This is a genomic window from Cupriavidus sp. IK-TO18, assembly GCF_015549295.1.
GTDB classification, from domain to species: Bacteria; Pseudomonadota; Gammaproteobacteria; order Burkholderiales; family Burkholderiaceae; genus Cupriavidus; species Cupriavidus oxalaticus_A.
On record NZ_JADGMP010000014.1, the window covers coordinates 106,175 to 124,043 of the forward strand.

Consider the following 17,869-nt stretch of genomic DNA (forward strand, 5'->3'; position numbering starts at 1 on the left):
ACGGAAGACGCAAGGCATTCGAATGGATATTTCGCGCCAGGCCCTGTTTGGCCGACTCAATTCCACCCTGTTCAAGGCGCTGGAAAGCGCGACCGCTTTCTGCAAGCTCCGCGGCAACCCGTACGTGGAGCTGGTCCACTGGCTGCACCAGTTGCTGCAGGCGCCCGACGGCGACATGCAGCGCATGCTGCGGCATGCGGGTGCGGACCGGGCGGCCCTGGAGGCCGACCTGACCCGGGCGCTGGCGGCGCTGCCGGCCGGCGCTTCGTCGATCAACGATTTCTCGTTCCAGATCGAGACAGCGGTGGAGCGTGCCTGGGTCTACGCAACGCTGGCATTCGATGACGGCCGCGTGCGCGGCGCCTACCTGCTGACCGCGCTGCTGAAGACGCCCGAGCTGCGCCGCACCGTGCTTGGCGTGTCCAGGCAGTTCGGGAAGGTACAGGCCGATGATCTCGTCGCCAACCTGCCGACACAGGTTGCCCAGTCGCCGGAAGCGGAGGAGGGTGCATATGACGGTAGCGGCCTGGCGCCGGCGGCGCCAGGGGAGGCGAGCGGCGCCATCGCCGGCGCGCCGTCTGGCCGGTCGGCGCTGCACCAGTACTGCCTTGACCTGACCGAAGCCGCGCGTGCCGGCAAGCTCGACCCCGTGATCGGCCGCGAGCAGGAGATCCGCACCATGACGGACATCCTGTTGCGCCGCCGTCAGAACAACCCGCTGCTGGCCGGCGATGCGGGTGTAGGCAAGACCGCCGTTATCGAAGGATTCGCCCGGGCCATCGCGGCAGGGCAGGTGCCGCCCAGCCTGAAGGATGTCCGGCTTCTGAGCCTCGATGTCGGCGCGTTGCTCGACGGCGCGAGCATGAAGGGGGAATTCGAGGCGCGCCTGAAGGCTGTGCTGGAAGAGGCCGACCGGTCGCCCAAGCCGGTGATCCTGTTTATCGACGAAGTACACACGCTGGTCGGTGCCGGCGGGCAGGCGGGCACCGGCGATGCCGCCAACCTGCTCAAGCCGGCGCTGGCCCGCGGCGCGTTGCGCACGATCGGCGCCACCACCTGGACGGAATACAAGCGCCATATCGAAAAGGATCCCGCGCTCACGCGACGGTTCCAGGTGCTGCAGGTCATCGAGCCGGCGGAGGCCATGGCAATGGCCATGCTGCGCGGGATGGTTTCCACTTTCGAGACGCATCACCAGGTGCTCGTGCGCGATGACGCGGTGCGTGCCGCGGTCAGGCTCTCGCATCGCTACATCCCTTCGCGGCAGTTGCCTGACAAGGCGATCAGCCTGCTCGACACTGCCTGCGCGCGCGTTGCGCTGTCACTGCACGCCCCGCCGAAGGAGGTCGAATTCCTGCGGCAGCAATTGCAGGCATGCGATACCGAGCATGCGCTGCTGGCCAAAGAGGCGACGCTCGGTGCCGCTCCGGGCAAGCTGCTGACGCCGCGGATGGCCGACCTCAATACGCGCCGCGAGCGGATCGAGGGCGAGCTGGCGCTGGCCGACGGTCGGTGGAAGCGCGAACTGAGCCTGGCCAACGACCTGCTTGCCTGCCGGCGCGTGCTGAGCCAGGCGCCGGAGCAGGCGCCGTTGGCCACGGACGAGGCCGGCCGCCAGCTCGAGGACATCGAAGCCGAACTGAGCGCGGCCCGCGCCAGCGCGCAGCTGGTCCATACCGAAGTGGACGAGGCAGTCGTGGCCGAAATCGTCTCGGACTGGACCGGCATCCCTGTCGGCCGCATGGTGGCGGACGAGGTAGCGGCGGTGATGCGGCTGCCGCAGACGCTCGCCGCCAGGGTGACCGGGCAAGACCACGCGCTTGCCCTGCTGGCAGAGCGCATCCAGACCGCCAGGGCGCAGCTGGCCGATCCCGGCAAGCCGGTCGGGGTGTTCCTGCTGGTCGGGCCGTCCGGCATCGGCAAGACCGAAACGGCGCTGGCGCTGGCCGATGCGCTGTACGGCGGCGAGCAGAACCTCATCTCGATCAATCTCTCCGAATTCCAGGAGGCGCATACCGTCTCGACGCTCAAGGGCGCGCCGCCGGGTTATGTCGGCTACGGCGACGGCGGCGTGCTCACGGAAGCGGTGCGCCGCCGGCCGCACAGCGTGGTATTGCTCGATGAAGTCGAGAAGGCGCATGCCGATGTGCACGAAGTCTTCTACCAGGTCTTCGACAAGGGCCATATGGAAGACGGCGAAGGCCGCCACATCGACTTCCGCAACACGATCCTGCTGCTCACCAGCAATGTGGGTTCCGAGCTGCTGCTGGACCTGTGTGAGCGCAACGGCTCGCCCCCCGACCTTGCCGCGTTGTGCGAGGCCCTCACGCCCGAACTGCGCAAGCATTTCCCGGCGGCCTTCCTCGGCCGCCTCGTGGTCCTTCCCTACCTGCCGTTGGCGCCGGAAAACCTCGGGCGCATCGCGCGCATGCAACTGGAGCGGGTCGCGGCACGCCTCCAATCCCAGCACGGCATTGCGTTGAAGTACGCGGATGCCGTGGTCGATCTCATCGTGTCGCGGTGCGCGGTGGGCGAGACCGGCGCGCGCCAGCTGATCGGCTTTATCGAGCAGGCCATCCAGCCGCAGCTCGCGCGGCTATGGCTGACGGCACTGTCCGGCAAACAGGATGTGGCGGCCGTCGCCATCGGCCTGTCCGGTACAGGGCCGGGCGAGCTGACCTATGACATCGAATACCGTTCCGGCCAGGGTCATGCCGAGCCGGGCAATGCCGAAGCCGGACCGGCCTGATGCCTCCGGCACATCCTTGAAACCCGTTGAGGAGAGCCATGTCCGTTGTGAACAGTTCGCAGAAATTTATCGCGCGCAATCGCACGCCGCGCGTCCAGATCGAGTACGACGTCGAAGTCTATGGCTCGGAGAAGCGCATCGAGCTGCCGTTCGTGATGGGCGTCCTGGCGGACCTCACGGGCAAGCCCGCCGAGCCGCTGCCGCCGGTGGCCGACCGCAAGTTCCTGGAAGTCGATGTCGACAATTTCGACGAGCGCATGAAGGCGATGCACCCGCGCGTGGCGTTTGCCGTGCATAACACGCTGTCGGGCCAGGGCCAGCTGCTGGTCGACATGACCTTCGAGAGCATCGAAGACTTCTCGCCGGCCGCCGTGGCCGGCAAGGTCGACGCGCTCAGAAAGCTGCTCGAAGCCCGCACGCAGCTTGCCAACCTGCAGACCTATATGGACGGCAAGTCGGGCGCCGAAGCGCTGATCAACCGGCTGCTCCAGGATCCCGCGCTGCTGCAATCGCTTGCCAGCACACCCCGGACACAGGCCAGCGAAGACAAGGGCGAAGCCGAGCCCTCGTGAATCGGCCGGCTGCTTGCCTACCTGAACCATTTTATCGAGCAAGGAATCCATGGCTTCCGCCCACCAAACGCAGACCCAAGCCGCAGCGGCCGCTGAGCATGCCGCCGACCACGCTGACTTTGCCGCGCTGATCAGCCGCGAGTTTTCACCCAAGACGGAGCAGGCGCGCGAGGCCGTCGACCTCGCCGTCAGGACGCTGGCCGAGCAGGCGCTCGCCAGCGCCTGCACCCTGAGCGACGATGCCTACAAGAGCATCGAGGCCATCATTGCCGCCATCGACAAGAAGCTGTCCGAGCAGATCAACCTGATCCTGCACCACGCGGATTTCCAGAAGCTGGAGTCTGCGTGGCGCGGCCTGCATCACCTGGTCGCCAACACCGAAACCGACGACAAGCTGCGCATTCGCGTGATGGACGTTTCCAAGGAAGAGCTGCGCCGCACGCTGCGCCGCTACAAGGGCATCGGCTGGGATCAGAGCCCGTTCTTCAAGCGCATCTACGAGGAGGAATATGGGCAGCTCGGTGGCGAGCCCTATGGCTGCCTGGTGGCCGACTACTACTTCGACCACACGCCGCCGGACGTGGAACTGCTTGGTTCGATCGCCAAGATCTCGGCGGCGGCCCATGCTCCGTTTATCGCCGGCGCCTCGCCGTCGGTGCTGCAGATGGATTCGTGGCAGGAGCTGGCCAATCCACGCGACCTGTCCAAGATCTTCCAGAACCTGGAGTACGCGCCATGGAATGGCCTGCGCAGCTCGGAAGACGCGCGCTACGTGGGCCTGGCCATGCCGCGCTTCCTGGCGCGGCTGCCGTATGGCATCCATACCAATCCCGTTGATGCTTTCGACTTCGAGGAAGACACCGACGGCGCCGATCATCGCAAGTATGTCTGGAGCAACGCGGCCTACGCGATGGCGGTCAATGTCAACCGCTCCTTCAAGCTCTACGGCTGGTGCACGCTGATCCGCGGCGTCGAGAGCGGCGGCGTGGTGGAGAACCTGCCCTGCCATGCCTTCCCGACGGATGACGGCGGCATCGACACGAAATGCCCGACCGAGATTGCGATCTCGGACCGCCGCGAAGCCGAGCTGTCCAGGAATGGATTCATCTCGCTGGTGCATCGCAAGAACACCGACTACGCGGCCTTTATCGGCGCCCAGTCGCTGCAGAAGCCTGCGGAATACTACGACGCCGATGCAACCGCCAACGCCAATCTCTCTGCCCGGCTGCCGTACCTGTTTGCCTGCTCGCGCTTCGCCCATTACCTGAAGTGCATCGTGCGCGACAAGATCGGCGCGTTCAAGGAGCGCGAGGACATGCAGCGCTGGCTCAACGAATGGATCATGAACTACGTCGATGCCGACCCGGCCAACTCCTCGCAGGAGACCAAGGCCAGGCGCCCGCTGGCGGCCGCTGAAGTGCTGGTGGAAGAAATCGATGGCAATCCCGGCTACTACAGCGCCAAGTTCTTCCTTCGCCCGCACTTCCAGCTGGAAGGCCTCACGGTCTCGCTGCGGCTGGTGGCGCGGCTGCCATCGGTCAAGGACGCCGCATAGCCCACGTCGGGGCATTGATCCGGGCCGGAAATGCCCACGGCAAGGCCTGCCGTGGCCCTTGTCCGCAGTTTCTGACTTACGTAAAGGAGTGACGCTATGGCGCAGGACACCTTCCTGATGATCAACGGCATCGATGGCGAATCGCAGGATTCGTCCCACAAGAACGAGATCGAGTTGCTCGCGTGGGACTGGACCATCGAGCAGCAGTCGACCATGCACGCCGGCAGTGGCGGCGGCGCCGGCAAGGCGACGGTGTCGGACCTGAGCTTCGAGCACTACATCGACCGCGCTTCGCCCAACCTGATGAAGTACTGCCTGACGGGCAAGCACATCAATGAAGCGGTGCTGGTGGTGCGCAAGGCCGGCGGCAACCCGCTCGAGTACCTGAAGCTCACCATGACCGATGTGATTGTCACCAAGGTCAGCCCGAGGGGGTCGGTGGACGATGAAGTCCGCATGCGCGAGCAGGTGGCGCTGTCGTTCTCCCGGGTCAAGCAGGAGTACGTGGTGCAGAACGCCCAGGGCGGCAGCGGCGGCGCCGTGACGGCGGGATACGACATCAAGGGCAACAAGGAGGCTTGACCCGCACCCCGGCGTGGGGCCCTGCCGCGAACCCTGATAAAGGGGATCGGCAGGGCCTCCGCCTGGCACGCGAGGCGGTTGCGGCATGACGCCCGAAGGCCAGACGCTTATTCGTGCGGTACAAGGAGATTGCAGTGAGCCTACGCATCATGGCGGCATCGGCTGCCGCATTGCTGTGCGCCTGCTCGGCGCCGCAGCCGGACGCCTCCCGGGAACAGATCAAGCTCGCGCTGGCTGTCGATGCCAGGCCGACCGTCAACCCGGACGAACAGGATCGCGCTGCACCCGTCCTGGTTCGCGTCTACGAACTCAAGACGGAAGCGGCGTTCAGCAGCGCTGACTACTTCTCGCTCGATCAGAACGACAGCACCGTCCTGACCCAGGACCTGCTGGCCCGCGATGCGTTCGTGCTGCGCCCCGGGGAATCCCGATCGATAGAGCGCAAGCTCAATCCCCAAACCACAGCGCTGGGCTTCCTGGTCGGATACCGCGACCTGGGCAAGGCGACCTGGCGCACGGTCTACCCATTGCCGCCTGCACCGGAAGCGGCGTGGTACCGCGCCGTCGTGCCTGCGCGCAAGGTCAGGCTGCAGGTCGTGCTCGACCAGCAAACCATTACCGTTATAAAACCCGACTGATTCATGAGCTGGTACAACAAGGTTGTCTGGAGCGAAGGGTTGTTCCTGCGCCCGCAGCTGTTTCAGCAGCAGGAGCGCTATCTGGAGCATTTCGCGCATAAACGCGCCGCGGCGCTGAGCGCATTCTTCTGGGGCTTTTCACACCTGGCCATCGACACCGAGGCGCTGGCGCTCGGCAAGCTGGTGGTTTCCGGCGCCGCCGGCATCCTGCAGGATGGCACGCCGTTCGACGCGCCCGCCCATGCGCGGTTGCCCGCCCCGCTGGCATTGCGCCATGAGCACCTGAACCAGCGCATCTGCCTGTCGGCACCGATTCGCACGCCCAATACGGAAGAGACCACATTCGACAACGCCGCGGACTCGTTGGCGCGGTACCACAGCTTCGAAGAGGAACTGCTGGATGCCAACTCGATCGGGCAGGGGCCGAAGCTGGTGCAGCTGGCCGACTTGCGGCTGCGCCTGCTGCCGGAGAAGGAGCTGACCGAATCCTGGATCGGACTGCCGCTTGCCAGGGTGGCCGAGATCCGCGCCGATGGCAGCGCCACGCTCGATCCGGCGCTGATCCCGCCGGTCAACGTGTACACGGCCAGCGCCTTGCTGACGGCGTGGCTGGGCGAACTCCACGGCCTGCTGCGCCTGCGTGCCAGTGCGATGGCCGAACGGCTTGCCGCGGCCAGCACCCGCGGCGGAGATGCCGCCGAGGTGTCGGAGTACCTCATCCTCCAGCTGCTGAACCGGCATGAGCCGGTGCTGACGCATATGCTCGAGGCCAAGGCAGCCTCGCCGGAGGATCTCTATGTCATGCTGACCGCGCTGGCCGGCGAGCTGTCTACCTTTGTCCGCACCGCTACCCGGCGTCCGCTGCCGTTTGGCGCCTATCGCCACGACGAGCCGCACACCTGCCTGAAGCCGGTGGTCGATGACCTGCGCTTCCTGCTCAACGTGGTGCTGGAGCGCAGTGCGCAGCGCATCGAGCTGCGCGACCAGTCCCACGGCATCCGGCTTGCGGTGCTGGAGCCGAGCGAGTTCTCGCGCTTCCATACCTTTGTGCTGGCCGTTGGCGCGCAGATGCCGCCCGACGTGCTGCAGCGGCAATTCCCGGCCCAGGCCAAGGCGGGGCCTTCGGAGCGCCTTGCCGAACTGATCCGCTCGCACCTTCCCGGCATCCCGCTGCGGCCGCTGCCCGTGCCGCCGCGTCAGATTCCGTTCAACGCCGGGCAGGTCTACTTCGAGTTGTCCCAGGACCATCCGCTGTGGGAGCAGGTCCAGCGCTACGGCGGCCTCGCGTTGCATGTGGCCGGCCATTTTCCGGAAATTCGTCTCGAGTTGTGGGGAGTGCGCAGCTGATGGAAGACGCAGTCGAACACACCGGCGAGACCATGCCGCCGTCCGCCATCGCGGACGCTGTCAGCGGGGCCGACGCGACATCCGCGGACACCACCGCGCCAGGACGTTCCGCATGGCGCTGGAACACACCCGAAACGCTGGAGCAGCGTGCCGCGCGCATTGCGGCCAGCGCCAATCCCCTGCTTGCCGCGGCGCAACCGCTGCTGCGCACGCTGGCCGACATGCCGGCGGAGCTGCCCGGTGATGGTGCGGCGCAAGCGCTCAAGCAGATGCTGATGCAGGAGATCTTGCGGTTCCAGGCGGTCTGCGAGCGCGCCAACCTGCGCCGCGAGCATGTGCTCGCCGCACGCTACACGCTCTGCACCGCGCTTGACGAGGCCGCCAACGCGACCCGCTGGGGCGAAGCCGGCGACTGGGCGACGCAGAGCCTGCTGATCCAGTGCCACCAGGAGGGAGACGGCGGCGAGAAAGTGTTCCAGCTGCTGGGCCGGCTGGTGGCCTCGCCGCAAGAGCACATGCACGTCATCGAGCTGGTCTACCAGGTGTTGTCACTGGGCTTTCGCGGCCGCTACGGCAAGCGGTCCGAAGGACCGCGCGAACTCGACGCGATCCGCCAGCAACTGTTGAACCTGATCGCCGGCGCGCGCGAAAGCGTGCCGCGCGAGCTGTCTCCGCACTGGCGCGGCGCGGCGCCCGGCAAGCTGCGGCTGCTGCGTTCGGTGCCGGTGTGGGTCACGGCCTGCGTGTTGTCGCTCGGCATTGCGGCATTGTTCGGCTGGTACAAGTACCAGCTGCTCGCCGGCACCGATGCGCTGGCGCGGCAGATCGTCGCCATCGGCCACGCCGCGCCGCCGGATCCGCCGAAGGCAATGCGGCTGGCGGCGCTGCTGCGGGCGGAGATCGCCCGCGGCGTCGTGAGCGTCAGCGAAGACGACAAGCGCAGCACGGTCACGTTCCGCGGCGACGACATGTTCGCCGCCGGCCAGGTGGATGTCGGCAGCAAGGTCCTGCCGGTGCTCGACAAGGTGGCCGCAGAGATCAGCAAGGTCGCCGGACAGGTCAACGTCATCGGCCATACCGACAACGTTCCGATCAGGACCGCACGCTTTCCTTCCAACCAGGTGTTGTCCGAAGAGCGCGCGGCCGTCGTCGCCGAATACCTCGCCGGCAAGGGCGTTGCCAAGGGAAGGCTGGCGGCGGTGGGCAAGGGCGATAGCGAGCCGCTGGCGGGCAATGCGTCGCCCGCCGCGCGCGCCCAGAACCGCCGTGTGGAAATCGTGGTGATGCATTGAGAGAGAGTGCGGTATGGAATTCCTGAAACGTTGCCTGGCCGTGCTGTTCTCGCGTCAGATGCTGGTGTACGTGGCGCTGGCGCTAGCCGCGGCCGCGATCTGGTTTATCGGTCCGCTGCTCGCGTTCAATGGTTTGCGGCCGTTGGCGGGGATCGGCATGCGGATGGCCGCCATCGTGCTGCTGCTGGCGCTGGCATTGTTGCTGGTGCTGCGCTGGTCGGTGGCGGTGATCGGGATCGCCGTGCTTTGCCTGGCAATCTGGCATGCCGGGCCGCTGCTTGCTGTCGGCGCAGCGCATCCGCTCGCTTCGGACGTCGTGCGGGTCGTCGTCATTGCCGTGCTTGTCTTTTTGCTCGCGGCCTATGAAGTGTTCCGTTTCCTGCGCCGCTCGCGGGCGAACGATTCGTTGCTGCAGAAGCTGCTGAACCCTGGCGGCAAGCGTCCGGAAGCCATTGCCACGGACGAGCTCGCCATTGTGGAAGAGGCTGTGCGGAAGGCGCTGAGGCAGCTCAAGGGGATGCGCAGCGGTGGCGGGATCGGTCGCGTCCTGGAAGGCAGGCGCTACCTGTACGAACTGCCGTGGTACATGGTGGTCGGCGTAGAGGGAGCGGGCAAGACCACCGCCCTGCTCAATGCCGGTTTGCAGTTCCCGTTGCCGGAGCAGATGAGCGCCGCCGCGCTGGCCGGCAAGGATCGAGGCACCCGGACTGCAAGCTGGTGGCTTTCGAATGAGGCCGTGCTGATCGACACGGCCGGCCGCTATACCAGCCATGGCCAGAATCCAAAGATCGACCAGGCCGAGTGGACCGGGTTCCTCACGATGCTGCGCAGGCATCGCAGCCGGGCGCCGATCAATGGCGCGGTGCTTGCCATCAGCGCCGAGGACCTGCTGACGCAGTCGCCCGAAGTGCGCGTGCGCCAGGCGACCAGCCTGCGCGCCCGGCTGGCCGACCTGCGCACGGATCTCGGCATCCGCTTCCCGGTCTATGTGATCGTCACCAAGCTCGACCAGCTGGCGGGCTTCGGCGCGTACTTCCGGTACCTGAGCAGCGAAGGCCGCGCGCAGCCGTGGGGCTTTACTTTCCCGCATGACGACCGCAAGGCCAGGCGCTCCGATGCGCCCGACGCCTTCGCGCAACGCTGCCGCACCGAGATGGCGCTGCTGGTCGACCGGCTGCAGGCGGGACTCGATGCGCGGCTGTATGAAGAGTACGACCCGCAGCGCCGCAAGGACCTGTTCGCGCTGCCGCAAGAGTTTGCCGGCCTGGCCGGGCCGGTCGTCGCCATGCTGGCGCAGGTGTTCCTCGATTCCCGCTTTGACGATACCGAGAGCACCCACATGCTGCGCGGCGTGTACTTCACCAGTGCGGCCCAGACGTCGTCAACGGTGGTGGCGGACCATGAAACCGTGCTCAGGCGCCTGGAGCGCAACCATGCCGACACCACGGAAACTGCGGAGCAGGCCTTCCCTGCCACGGCCGAATCCGTTGCCGATTCCGCGGCGGCGCAAGCGACGGGCCATCGCAGCTATTTCCTGCAGGACGTCTTCAAGCGCGTGATCGTGCCCGAAGCGCATCTGGTGAAACCGAACCTGCGCTGGGAATTCCGCTTCCGCCTGCTGCGGCTGCTCGGCCACACGCTGGCCGTGGTGATCTTCCTGTGGCTGGCCGGTGCGCTCTATGCCAGCGATGGCCACAACCGCGCCTACCTGCAGTCGGTGCGGCAGAAGGCCGGTGCGCTGGCCGCTACCGTCGCCGCCTTCTACAAGGCGCCGCAGCCCGGCACAATGCCCGAGGTGCTGTCGGCCGCGCGCGACCTGCCTGCCTATGCCGGCCTGGCGCCGGCCGTTCCGCCGCTGGCATGGCGCTACGGCCTCTACAGCGTGCCACCGGTCCTCGATGCCTCGATCCGGACCCACGTCAGGCTGCAGGACAACTTGCTGGTGCCATACCTGGTGCGCCGGGTCGAATCGGTGCTCGAAAGCGCGGTGGCCGCGCGCGATGCCAGGCAGACCTACGACACGCTGCGCGTCTACCTGATGCTGCACGAGAAGAACAGGTTCAGCGCGCCGGAGGTGCGGGCATGGGTCCAGAGCGATTGGGCCACCGGCAACGGCGCGGCCGCCTTTGGCGGCAGGGTCGCCGTGCTGGAACACCTGAATGGGCTGCTGGATGGCGGCCGGCCGGTGCAATCGCCCTATGCCAGGAACGAAGCTCTGATCCGCTCGGCGCGGGATTTCCTTGATGGCAACACTTCGATCGAGCGGCTCTACGACCGTGCCAAGGCGGCCATGCTGGAAGCCGCGCCGCAGGACTTCACGCTGGTCCGGGCGGTCGGGCCGCAGGCCGGAACGGTCTTTACGCGGGCCAGCGGCGAGCCGCTGGAGCGGGGCATTCCCGGGCTCTTTACCTATGCCGGCTATCACGATCTCTTCAACGCGCGCTTGCCCGAGTTTGTCGGCAAGGCGCAGGCGGTCGACGCCTGGGTGATGGGCCGCACGGGCCACGACGGCGCTCAAAAAAAAACGCTTGAGGCCGCAGCGGGCAAGCCGGGCGATAACGATCCGCTGACGCGCGAGATCCGCCGCCTGTACCTGGAGGAGTATGCTCGCCGCTGGATCGCGTTCCTTGGCGACATACGCACGGTGACCGGCGACAACCTTGCCTTTGACCTGGAGATCCTGCGCAATTTCGCCGCGCCGGACTCGCCGCTGGCCCGGCTCGGCCGCGCCGCGGTGCAGGAGACCACGCTCTCCACGCTCCCCCGGCCGCTCGCGCCGCAGGACCCGTCGCTGGCGCAGAAGGCGCTGTCCGTACTCGACAAGACATCCGGACCAGTACAGGTGTTGAATGCGCGCGCCGAAGCGCGCCAGGAGCGCGAACTGGTCGACAACCGCTTTGCCGCGCTGCGCGAGGTCGTGACCGGACAGGCCGATGCCGCCGCGCCAGACGCGCTGGCAACGGGCGCCAAGCCGCGGCTGGATGCGATTGCCGGCATGGTCAACGCCTACTACACCACCCTGGTGGTAGCCAACAACGCCTTGAATACCCGCAACCTGCCGCCGCCGGCGGACACCGGCGCGCAGCTGCGCATGGAAGCGGCCAAGCTGCCCGCGCCGTTCGCTGCGGTGCTGGCCGACCTGGTGGTGCAGGGTACGCGCGATGTCAACAAGGGCATCGGCGAGATCCTGGTGGCGCAGATGGATGCCATGATCGGCGAAAGCTGCCGCAGCGCCATCGAGGGCAAGTACCCTTTCGCCCCCGCGGCGGCACCGGATGTCGATCCGGAAGACTTCGCGCGGATCTTTGCCGCCGGCGGCGTGCTCGACGACTTTTTCGAGAAAGTGCTGGCGCCGCACGTCGATACCACCATCTCTCCCTGGCGCTACAAGCTGACCGCGCCGGACGTGCCGCCGGTGGCCGGGCCGAGCCTGGTGCCGTTCCAGCGCGCACGGGACATCCGCGAGGTGTTTTTGCGCGATCCGGGCGCGAAGAGGCTGGCGTGGAAGGTCGACCTGAAGGTCGTCGGGCTCGATCCCGAGATCGTCGAGCTGAACCTGGACTTCGACGGACAAGGGCAGCGCTACGTGCATGGCCCGGTGGTGCCGCTGAAGATCACCTGGCCCGGTCCGCGCGGCGGCCAGGGCGCACAGATCAGCGCCAGCCCGCGCATCCGCCCGGAGACTTCGACGCTGGCCGCAAGCGGCCCATGGGCACTGATGCGGATCGTGGCAAGGGGAAAGCTGGCCGGATCGGCCAGCGCCAGCCATTTCATGGCGGAGTACGACTTCGACGGCCGCAAGGCGCGGCTGGATATCAACACCGGCAGCCTGGCCAATCCGTGGACCACGGGCTTGCTGCAAGGCTTCGAATGCCCGGGGCGTTCGGGATGATGACGCACGCTGCGATGGGTAATGGCAACCACCTGCTGCGGCTGGCGCAGCCGGTGATCTGGGTGCTCGATGAACTGACGCCGGAACTCGATTCCGCGGCGCGCCTGGAGACGCTGCAGGAAGCCGCGCACACGCGCCTGGCCAACTTCCGGCAGGCCTGTCGCGCGGCGGCGTTGCCGGCGGAGGATGTGGAGGCGGTCCACTATTGCCTGTGCGCGGCGCTGGACCAGGCGGGCCGCCGCGTGCAGGGACGCTCCGGTGCCTGCCGTGGCGCCTGGCTGCAGCGCGGCCTGCTTGCGGCGCACTACGGCGAGGCGGAGCGCGGCAGCCGCTGCCGCGCACTGGTCGCCAGGCTGCAGCAGCGAGCCGGCGCCCATGCTGATGCGCTTGAAGTCGTTGCATGCCTGGTCGCACGCGGGCTCACGGATGAGTACGGGCGGCCACCGGCAGAACTGGTGCCGCGGATCCGGCCGGCGACACGCGAGATCATGGCGCTGAGACCGGCATCGCCATGTGAAGCGCAGCCCGAAGCGCCGCCGCGGGTGCCGATGGCCGGCGCCCGGCCGCTGCTTGCCGTCGCCGCATTGGCCTTCCTAGTCGCTGCCGTCGTCGTGGCGGTCCAGGCGACGCGCCAGAACGCCGCGACCGAAGCGCTTGCACTACGGGTGGAACGGCTGGCACAAGCCGCTTACCCACCCGCTTACCCGTCCGTTTCCCCGTCGGCAGACACGCTGGAGCGGGACATCGAACAGGCCTTCGCCGGGCAACTCGCCAGCGCAGCCATCCATGCCGATGTGCGCAGCGGCCGCCTGCACATCGTCTTCCAACACGGCCTGTCGTTTCCGCCCGGGCAGGCGCAACTGCCACCGGCGCTGGCCGAGCAACTCGACAAGCTGGCCGACCTGCTCGACGGCCGGGCCGACTGGATCACGGTGGTCGGGCATGCCGACGATTCTCCGGTGGCCCCGGGCGGTTATCGGTCCAACCAGGCGCTGTCGCAAGCGCGCGCGCAAGAGGTGGCCGGCTACCTGCAGGCGCGTGGCCTGGCAGCGGTGCGGGTCGACACCATCGGGCGGGGCGCCGCGCAGCCCGTGGCAGACAACCGGACCGCCGGGGGCCGGATGCTGAACCGCCGGATAGAAGTCTTTGCCAGCGTTCGCTAGGCGCCAGCCGGCATGGGAATTGCTCCGCTTTTCGTATCGCCGCGCCAGCCAGGTGCCGCAACGGTGACTATATTAGGGGCATCGGCCCCCGCATTGGCCCCGGCATCGGAACCGCATTCCCCATGGCATATACCCACACCATCGGCAGTCAGCGCCATGTCTTCGACAGCTTGCGCACGCTGCTGGCCAAGGCCAGCCCGGCGCGCTCCGGCGATGCGCTCGCCGGCATCGCCGCCGCCAGCGAGCAGGAGCGTATGGCCGCGCGCCTGGCGCTGGCCGACGTGCCGCTGACGCAATTCCTCAATGAGGCGCTGGTGCCGTATGAGGCGGACGAAATCACGCGGTTGATCGTCGACCGGCATGACGCTTGCGCTTTTGCCGCGATCGGTGCCACGACCGTCGGCGACCTGCGCGACTGGCTGCTGCGGCACGAGACCGACAGCGCCACGCTGGCGCGCGTCGCGCCGGGCATCACCCCCGAGATCGCGGCCGCGGTCAGCAAGCTGATGCGCAACCAGGACCTGGTAGCGGTGGCGCGCAAATGCCAGGTGGTGACGCGCTTTCGCAATACCGTCGGACTGCCGGGGCGGCTGGCGGTGCGGCTGCAGCCGAACCATCCTACCGACGACCCCAAGGGCATTGCCGCTTCCGTCATCGACGGCCTGCTGTACGGCTGCGGCGACGCCACCATCGGCATCAACCCGGCCTCGGACAACCTGGGCGCCATTGTTTCGCTGCTGCATATGCTCGATGCGCTGCGCAGCCGCTTCGATATCCCGACGCAGTCGTGCGTGCTGACCCACGTCACCAACACGCTGCGCGCGATCGCGCAGGGCGCGCCGGTCGACCTGGTGTTCCAGTCGGTGGCGGGCAGCGAACGCGCCAATACGGCCTTCGGCATCAGCCTGGCGCTGCTGGCCGAGGCCCACGACGCCGCCCAGGGCCTGGCGCGCGGCACCGTCGGCGACAACGTCATGTATTTCGAGACCGGGCAGGGCAGCGCGCTGTCGGCCAATGCTCACCATGGCGTCGACCAGCAGACCATGGAGGCGCGCGCCTACGCCGTGGCGCGCGCGTTCTCGCCGCTGCTGGTCAATACGGTGGTGGGCTTTATCGGGCCGGAATACCTGTACGACGGCAAGCAGATCATCCGCGCCGGGCTCGAGGACCACTTCTGCGGCAAGCTGATGGGCGTGCCGATGGGCTGCGACGTCTGTTACACCAACCATGCCGAGGCCGACCAGGACGACATGGACACGCTGCTGACGCTGTTCGGCGTGGCCGGCATCAACTTCATCATGGGCGTGCCCGGCGCCGACGACATCATGCTGAACTACCAGAGCACGTCGTTCCACGATGCGCTATACCTGCGCGAAGTGCTGGGCCTGCGCCCCGCGCCGGAATTCGAGCAATGGCTGCAGCGCATGGGCATCGCAGATGCCGCCGGCCGGTTGCTGGAGCCGTCCGAGCGCCAGCCGCTGCTGCAGATGGCGCACAGCCTGTAAGGCCGCCCCCGGCCATTCTTCACGACACGCCATGTCCGACCTTCCTTCGCGCCCCGCCAATACCGCCAATAGCGCCAATACCTCCGCTACGCACGACGCCGATCCATGGCAGCGCCTGCGCCAGTTCACGCGCGCGCGCATCGCATTGGGGCGCACCGGCCACAGCCAGACCACCGAGGCCGTGCTCGCGTTCGGCCTGGCCCATGCGCAGGCGCGCGATGCCGTGCATCTGCCGCTGGACGCCGATGCCATCGCCGGCGCACTGCGGCAGGCGGGATGCGACCACGTGGTCGTCCATAGCGCAGCGCCCGACCGCACCCATTACCTGCGGCGCCCGGACCTCGGCCGGGGCCTGGATGACGCGAGCAGGGAGCGCCTGGCGGCGGCGCGACCGCAGCAGGCGCCCGATGTCGTGTTCGTGATCGCCGACGGCCTTTCGGCGCTGGCAGCGCAATCCCATGCCATAGCGGTGCTGGAAGCAACGTGCCGGCTGCTGCCGCAGGAATGGCGTATCGGACCGGTGGTGGTGGCGGAGCAATCGCGCGTCGCGCTCGGTGACGATATCGGTGCCGTGCTTGGCGCGCGTCAGGTGGTGATGCTGATCGGCGAACGGCCCGGGCTGAGTTCGCCCGACAGCCTCGGCATCTACCTGACCTACGCCCCGCGGCCCGGCCGTACCGATGCCGAGCGCAACTGCATCTCCAATGTGCGGCCCGAAGGGTTGTCCTATGTGCAGGCCGCGCAACGGCTGGTGTTCCTGCTGCGCGGTGCCGCGGCACTCGGGCGCTCGGGCGTGGACCTGAAGGACGACAGCGAGCGCGCATTGGCCGGCGCGGCGCCGCCGGCAGCGGCATTGCGGGACCTCGAATGAATGAAAACGAAAACGGCCACCGCGGGCGGATCCGCGGTGGCCGCACCGTAACGTCGCCGCGCTACATCATGCGGCGCGAGAAGTGCCCCGGCGTGGCATCCGACATCAGGTCCATGAACTGGTCCCGTGTCATGTGCACCAGTTCCTGGTGGTCGCCGCCTTCGAAATACACCTCGGGCTGCTGCATCAGGCTGTCGTCCACATAGGTTTGCATGCCATACGCCATGGCGACCGGCGGAATCGCGCCAAGGTCGCAATCCTTGAAGATCTCGCGGATTTCATCCTCATGTGCGAGCACCAGGTCGCGGCCGGTCTGTTCGCAGATCGCAGCCAGCTGCAGGTGATGGCTCGAAGGGATCACGGCGGCGACATAGCCGCGCTCGTCCTCGAGCAACAGGGTCTTGGCCAGACGGTCTCCGGGAATGTGCGCAGCCTCGGCAGTGGCCATGCTGCTGAGGGTGTAGGGGTGGCGGATGATGTCGTACTGGGTATTCTTGCTGCTCAGGCAGTTTGCAAGCGTGCTAGACAGGGCCATGGTTGCTCCTCAGAACAGGGATACGCCTACGGTTATCCTTGTGTTCCTAATATAGTGCCTGGCGCCGTGCCCAACGGCTCCCGATCCGCCTTGCAGCGCTAGCGGTGCAGCCGCGGCCACACCGCCTGCAGCTCGGTTTTCAGGAAGTTCAGCAGGTAGCGCGTCGCCAGCGTCTGGTAGCGGTTTGGCATGGTCAGCATGTACAGCCGGCTGCCGAACACGCTGATGCGGTAATCCGGCAGCAGCTGCACCAGCCCGCCGCTCGCCAGTTCCTCGCCGATCGCGTAGATTGGCGTGATGCCGATGCCCAGGCCGGCCACCACTCCTTCCTTCAGGAAGCCGAAATTATCGGAACTGAGCGTCGGTTCCAGCACCACCTGGTCGCGGGCTTCCTGCGCTTCGCTGCCGGGCCGCGTTCCCGCGACCTTCAGCTTTTGCCCGACTGGCGAGGCGCAAACGATCGCATGCTGCTGCAGGTCTGCGAGTGACTGGGGCGCGGGATGGTTTGCCAGGTAGGCGGGCGAAGCGCAGATGACCCAGTCCACCGTGCCAATCTCGGTGGCGATGACCGAATCGGGCGGCGTGGAGATGATGCGCAGCGCCACGTCCACATCCTCGGACACCAGGTTGTGCACGCGGTTGTCGAACACGACATCGAGGGTGATGTCGGGATAGCGCTGCTTGAATTGCACCATCAGCGGCGACAGCAGCGTATGGCCGAGGCCGGTAGGAACCGAAAGCCGCACATGGCCCTGCAGGCTCTTGCCCATGTTGCTGATCAGCGCATTGGCGGCTGCCACCTCGCCGAGGATATTGCGCCCGTGCTCGTACAGCCCGGCCCCCACAGGCGTGGGCTCGACATGGCGGGTGGTCCGCCGCAGCAGCTGCACGCCCAGCTCTTCTTCCAGCGCCTTCAGCCGGTAGCTGACATTGGCGCGCGTCATCTTGAGCTTGCGCGCGGCCGCGCTCAGGTTGCCGGCGTCGACGATGTCGACGAACAGGCGCAAGGCGTTGAGGTCCATGGCTAGTAGGAAAGAGCTAGTAGGAAAGAAAAAGGGCCGGCCCCGTATATTGCCATGCTGGCGCGCGCACCTCGGCGCCGAGGTGCAGCATACGGCGAACGTATCACCAGGGTTTGGGGGATTGTCCAGCCGGCGAAACAGTGTGT

13 protein-coding genes are annotated in these 17,869 nt (G+C 67.2%); 11 read left to right on the top strand and 2 right to left on the bottom strand.

Going from position 1 to position 17,869, the window contains the following annotated elements:
* Nucleotides 1-22: 22 nt before the first annotated feature.
* From tssH to eutC, 11 genes are all read left to right on the top strand, one after another.
* The gene (gene tssH, locus IPF36_RS12305; RefSeq protein ID WP_195428053.1) at nucleotides 23-2,749 is read left to right on the top strand and encodes a type VI secretion system ATPase TssH; all 2,727 of its coding nucleotides are present in this window, start codon (nucleotides 23-25) and stop codon (nucleotides 2,747-2,749) included.
* A gap of 38 nt (nucleotides 2,750-2,787) precedes the next feature.
* Complete coding sequence (gene tssB / locus IPF36_RS12310; RefSeq protein ID WP_195428054.1) at nucleotides 2,788-3,321, top strand: type VI secretion system contractile sheath small subunit; 534 nt, start codon at nucleotides 2,788-2,790, stop codon at nucleotides 3,319-3,321.
* Between the two features lie 49 nt (nucleotides 3,322-3,370).
* Nucleotides 3,371-4,876: a type VI secretion system contractile sheath large subunit gene (gene tssC, locus IPF36_RS12315; protein WP_135703412.1), complete on the top strand. Its 1,506-nt coding sequence runs from the start codon at nucleotides 3,371-3,373 to the stop codon at nucleotides 4,874-4,876.
* A gap of 96 nt (nucleotides 4,877-4,972) precedes the next feature.
* Nucleotides 4,973-5,458 carry an Hcp family type VI secretion system effector gene (locus IPF36_RS12320; protein WP_195428055.1) on the top strand — a complete coding sequence of 162 codons (486 nt, stop codon included), beginning with the start codon at nucleotides 4,973-4,975 and terminating at the stop codon, nucleotides 5,456-5,458.
* Nucleotides 5,459-5,592: 134 nt separating this feature from the next.
* On the top strand, nucleotides 5,593-6,096 hold the full coding sequence (tssJ, locus tag IPF36_RS12325; protein WP_346769546.1) for a type VI secretion system lipoprotein TssJ: 504 nt from the start codon (nucleotides 5,593-5,595) through the stop codon (nucleotides 6,094-6,096).
* 3 nt (nucleotides 6,097-6,099) lie between these two features.
* The gene (gene tssK / locus IPF36_RS12330) at nucleotides 6,100-7,443 is read left to right on the top strand and encodes a type VI secretion system baseplate subunit TssK (protein WP_133097096.1); all 1,344 of its coding nucleotides are present in this window, start codon (nucleotides 6,100-6,102) and stop codon (nucleotides 7,441-7,443) included.
* Entirely contained in the window at nucleotides 7,443-8,735 is a 1,293-nt protein-coding gene (gene tssL / locus IPF36_RS12335; RefSeq protein WP_240745753.1) for a type VI secretion system protein TssL, long form, read from the top strand. Before tssK ends, tssL begins: the two co-directional genes overlap by 1 nt.
* A gap of 13 nt (nucleotides 8,736-8,748) precedes the next feature.
* Complete coding sequence (gene tssM / locus IPF36_RS12340) at nucleotides 8,749-12,627, top strand: type VI secretion system membrane subunit TssM (RefSeq protein ID WP_195428056.1); 3,879 nt, start codon at nucleotides 8,749-8,751, stop codon at nucleotides 12,625-12,627.
* Nucleotides 12,624-13,790 (top strand): DotU family type IV/VI secretion system protein, encoded by a 1,167-nt coding sequence (locus IPF36_RS12345; protein ID WP_195428057.1) that lies wholly within the window; start codon nucleotides 12,624-12,626, stop codon nucleotides 13,788-13,790. The genes tssM and IPF36_RS12345 overlap by 4 nt, the downstream gene beginning before the upstream one ends.
* 122 nt (nucleotides 13,791-13,912) lie before the next feature.
* The gene (locus IPF36_RS12350; RefSeq protein WP_133097093.1) at nucleotides 13,913-15,295 is read left to right on the top strand and encodes an ethanolamine ammonia-lyase subunit EutB; all 1,383 of its coding nucleotides are present in this window, start codon (nucleotides 13,913-13,915) and stop codon (nucleotides 15,293-15,295) included.
* A 31-nt stretch (nucleotides 15,296-15,326) separates the two neighbouring features.
* Entirely contained in the window at nucleotides 15,327-16,166 is an 840-nt protein-coding gene (gene eutC / locus IPF36_RS12355) for an ethanolamine ammonia-lyase subunit EutC (protein WP_135703416.1), read from the top strand.
* A 61-nt stretch (nucleotides 16,167-16,227) separates the two neighbouring features.
* Here the strand turns inward: eutC and IPF36_RS12360 are convergent, their stop codons facing one another.
* A complete protein-coding gene (locus IPF36_RS12360; protein WP_133097091.1) occupies nucleotides 16,228-16,701 on the bottom strand; it encodes an aminoacyl-tRNA deacylase in 474 nt (157 codons plus the stop codon).
* 98 nt (nucleotides 16,702-16,799) lie between these two features.
* Nucleotides 16,800-17,723, bottom strand: coding sequence for a LysR family transcriptional regulator (locus IPF36_RS12365; RefSeq protein ID WP_133097090.1), 924 nt, complete (start codon nucleotides 17,721-17,723; stop codon nucleotides 16,800-16,802).
* Nucleotides 17,724-17,869 lie beyond the last annotated feature (146 nt).

Excerpts from the sequence above, each read along its gene's own strand:
- tssH (WP_195428053.1), top strand. The coding sequence starts at position 23 with ATGGATATTTCGCGCCAGGCCCTGTTTGGCCGACTCAATTCCACCCTG.
- tssB (WP_195428054.1), top strand. The coding sequence starts at position 2,788 with ATGTCCGTTGTGAACAGTTCGCAGAAATTTATCGCGCGCAATCGCACG.
- tssC (WP_135703412.1), top strand. The coding sequence starts at position 3,371 with ATGGCTTCCGCCCACCAAACGCAGACCCAAGCCGCAGCGGCCGCTGAG.
- IPF36_RS12320 (WP_195428055.1), top strand. The coding sequence starts at position 4,973 with ATGGCGCAGGACACCTTCCTGATGATCAACGGCATCGATGGCGAATCG.
- tssK (WP_133097096.1), top strand. The coding sequence starts at position 6,100 with ATGAGCTGGTACAACAAGGTTGTCTGGAGCGAAGGGTTGTTCCTGCGC.
- tssL (WP_240745753.1), top strand. The coding sequence starts at position 7,443 with ATGGAAGACGCAGTCGAACACACCGGCGAGACCATGCCGCCGTCCGCC.
- tssM (WP_195428056.1), top strand. The coding sequence starts at position 8,749 with ATGGAATTCCTGAAACGTTGCCTGGCCGTGCTGTTCTCGCGTCAGATG.
- IPF36_RS12345 (WP_195428057.1), top strand. The coding sequence starts at position 12,624 with ATGATGACGCACGCTGCGATGGGTAATGGCAACCACCTGCTGCGGCTG.
- IPF36_RS12350 (WP_133097093.1), top strand. The coding sequence starts at position 13,913 with ATGGCATATACCCACACCATCGGCAGTCAGCGCCATGTCTTCGACAGC.
- eutC (WP_135703416.1), top strand. The coding sequence starts at position 15,327 with ATGTCCGACCTTCCTTCGCGCCCCGCCAATACCGCCAATAGCGCCAAT.
- IPF36_RS12360 (WP_133097091.1), bottom strand. The coding sequence starts at position 16,701 with ATGGCCCTGTCTAGCACGCTTGCAAACTGCCTGAGCAGCAAGAATACC.
- IPF36_RS12365 (WP_133097090.1), bottom strand. The coding sequence starts at position 17,723 with ATGGACCTCAACGCCTTGCGCCTGTTCGTCGACATCGTCGACGCCGGC.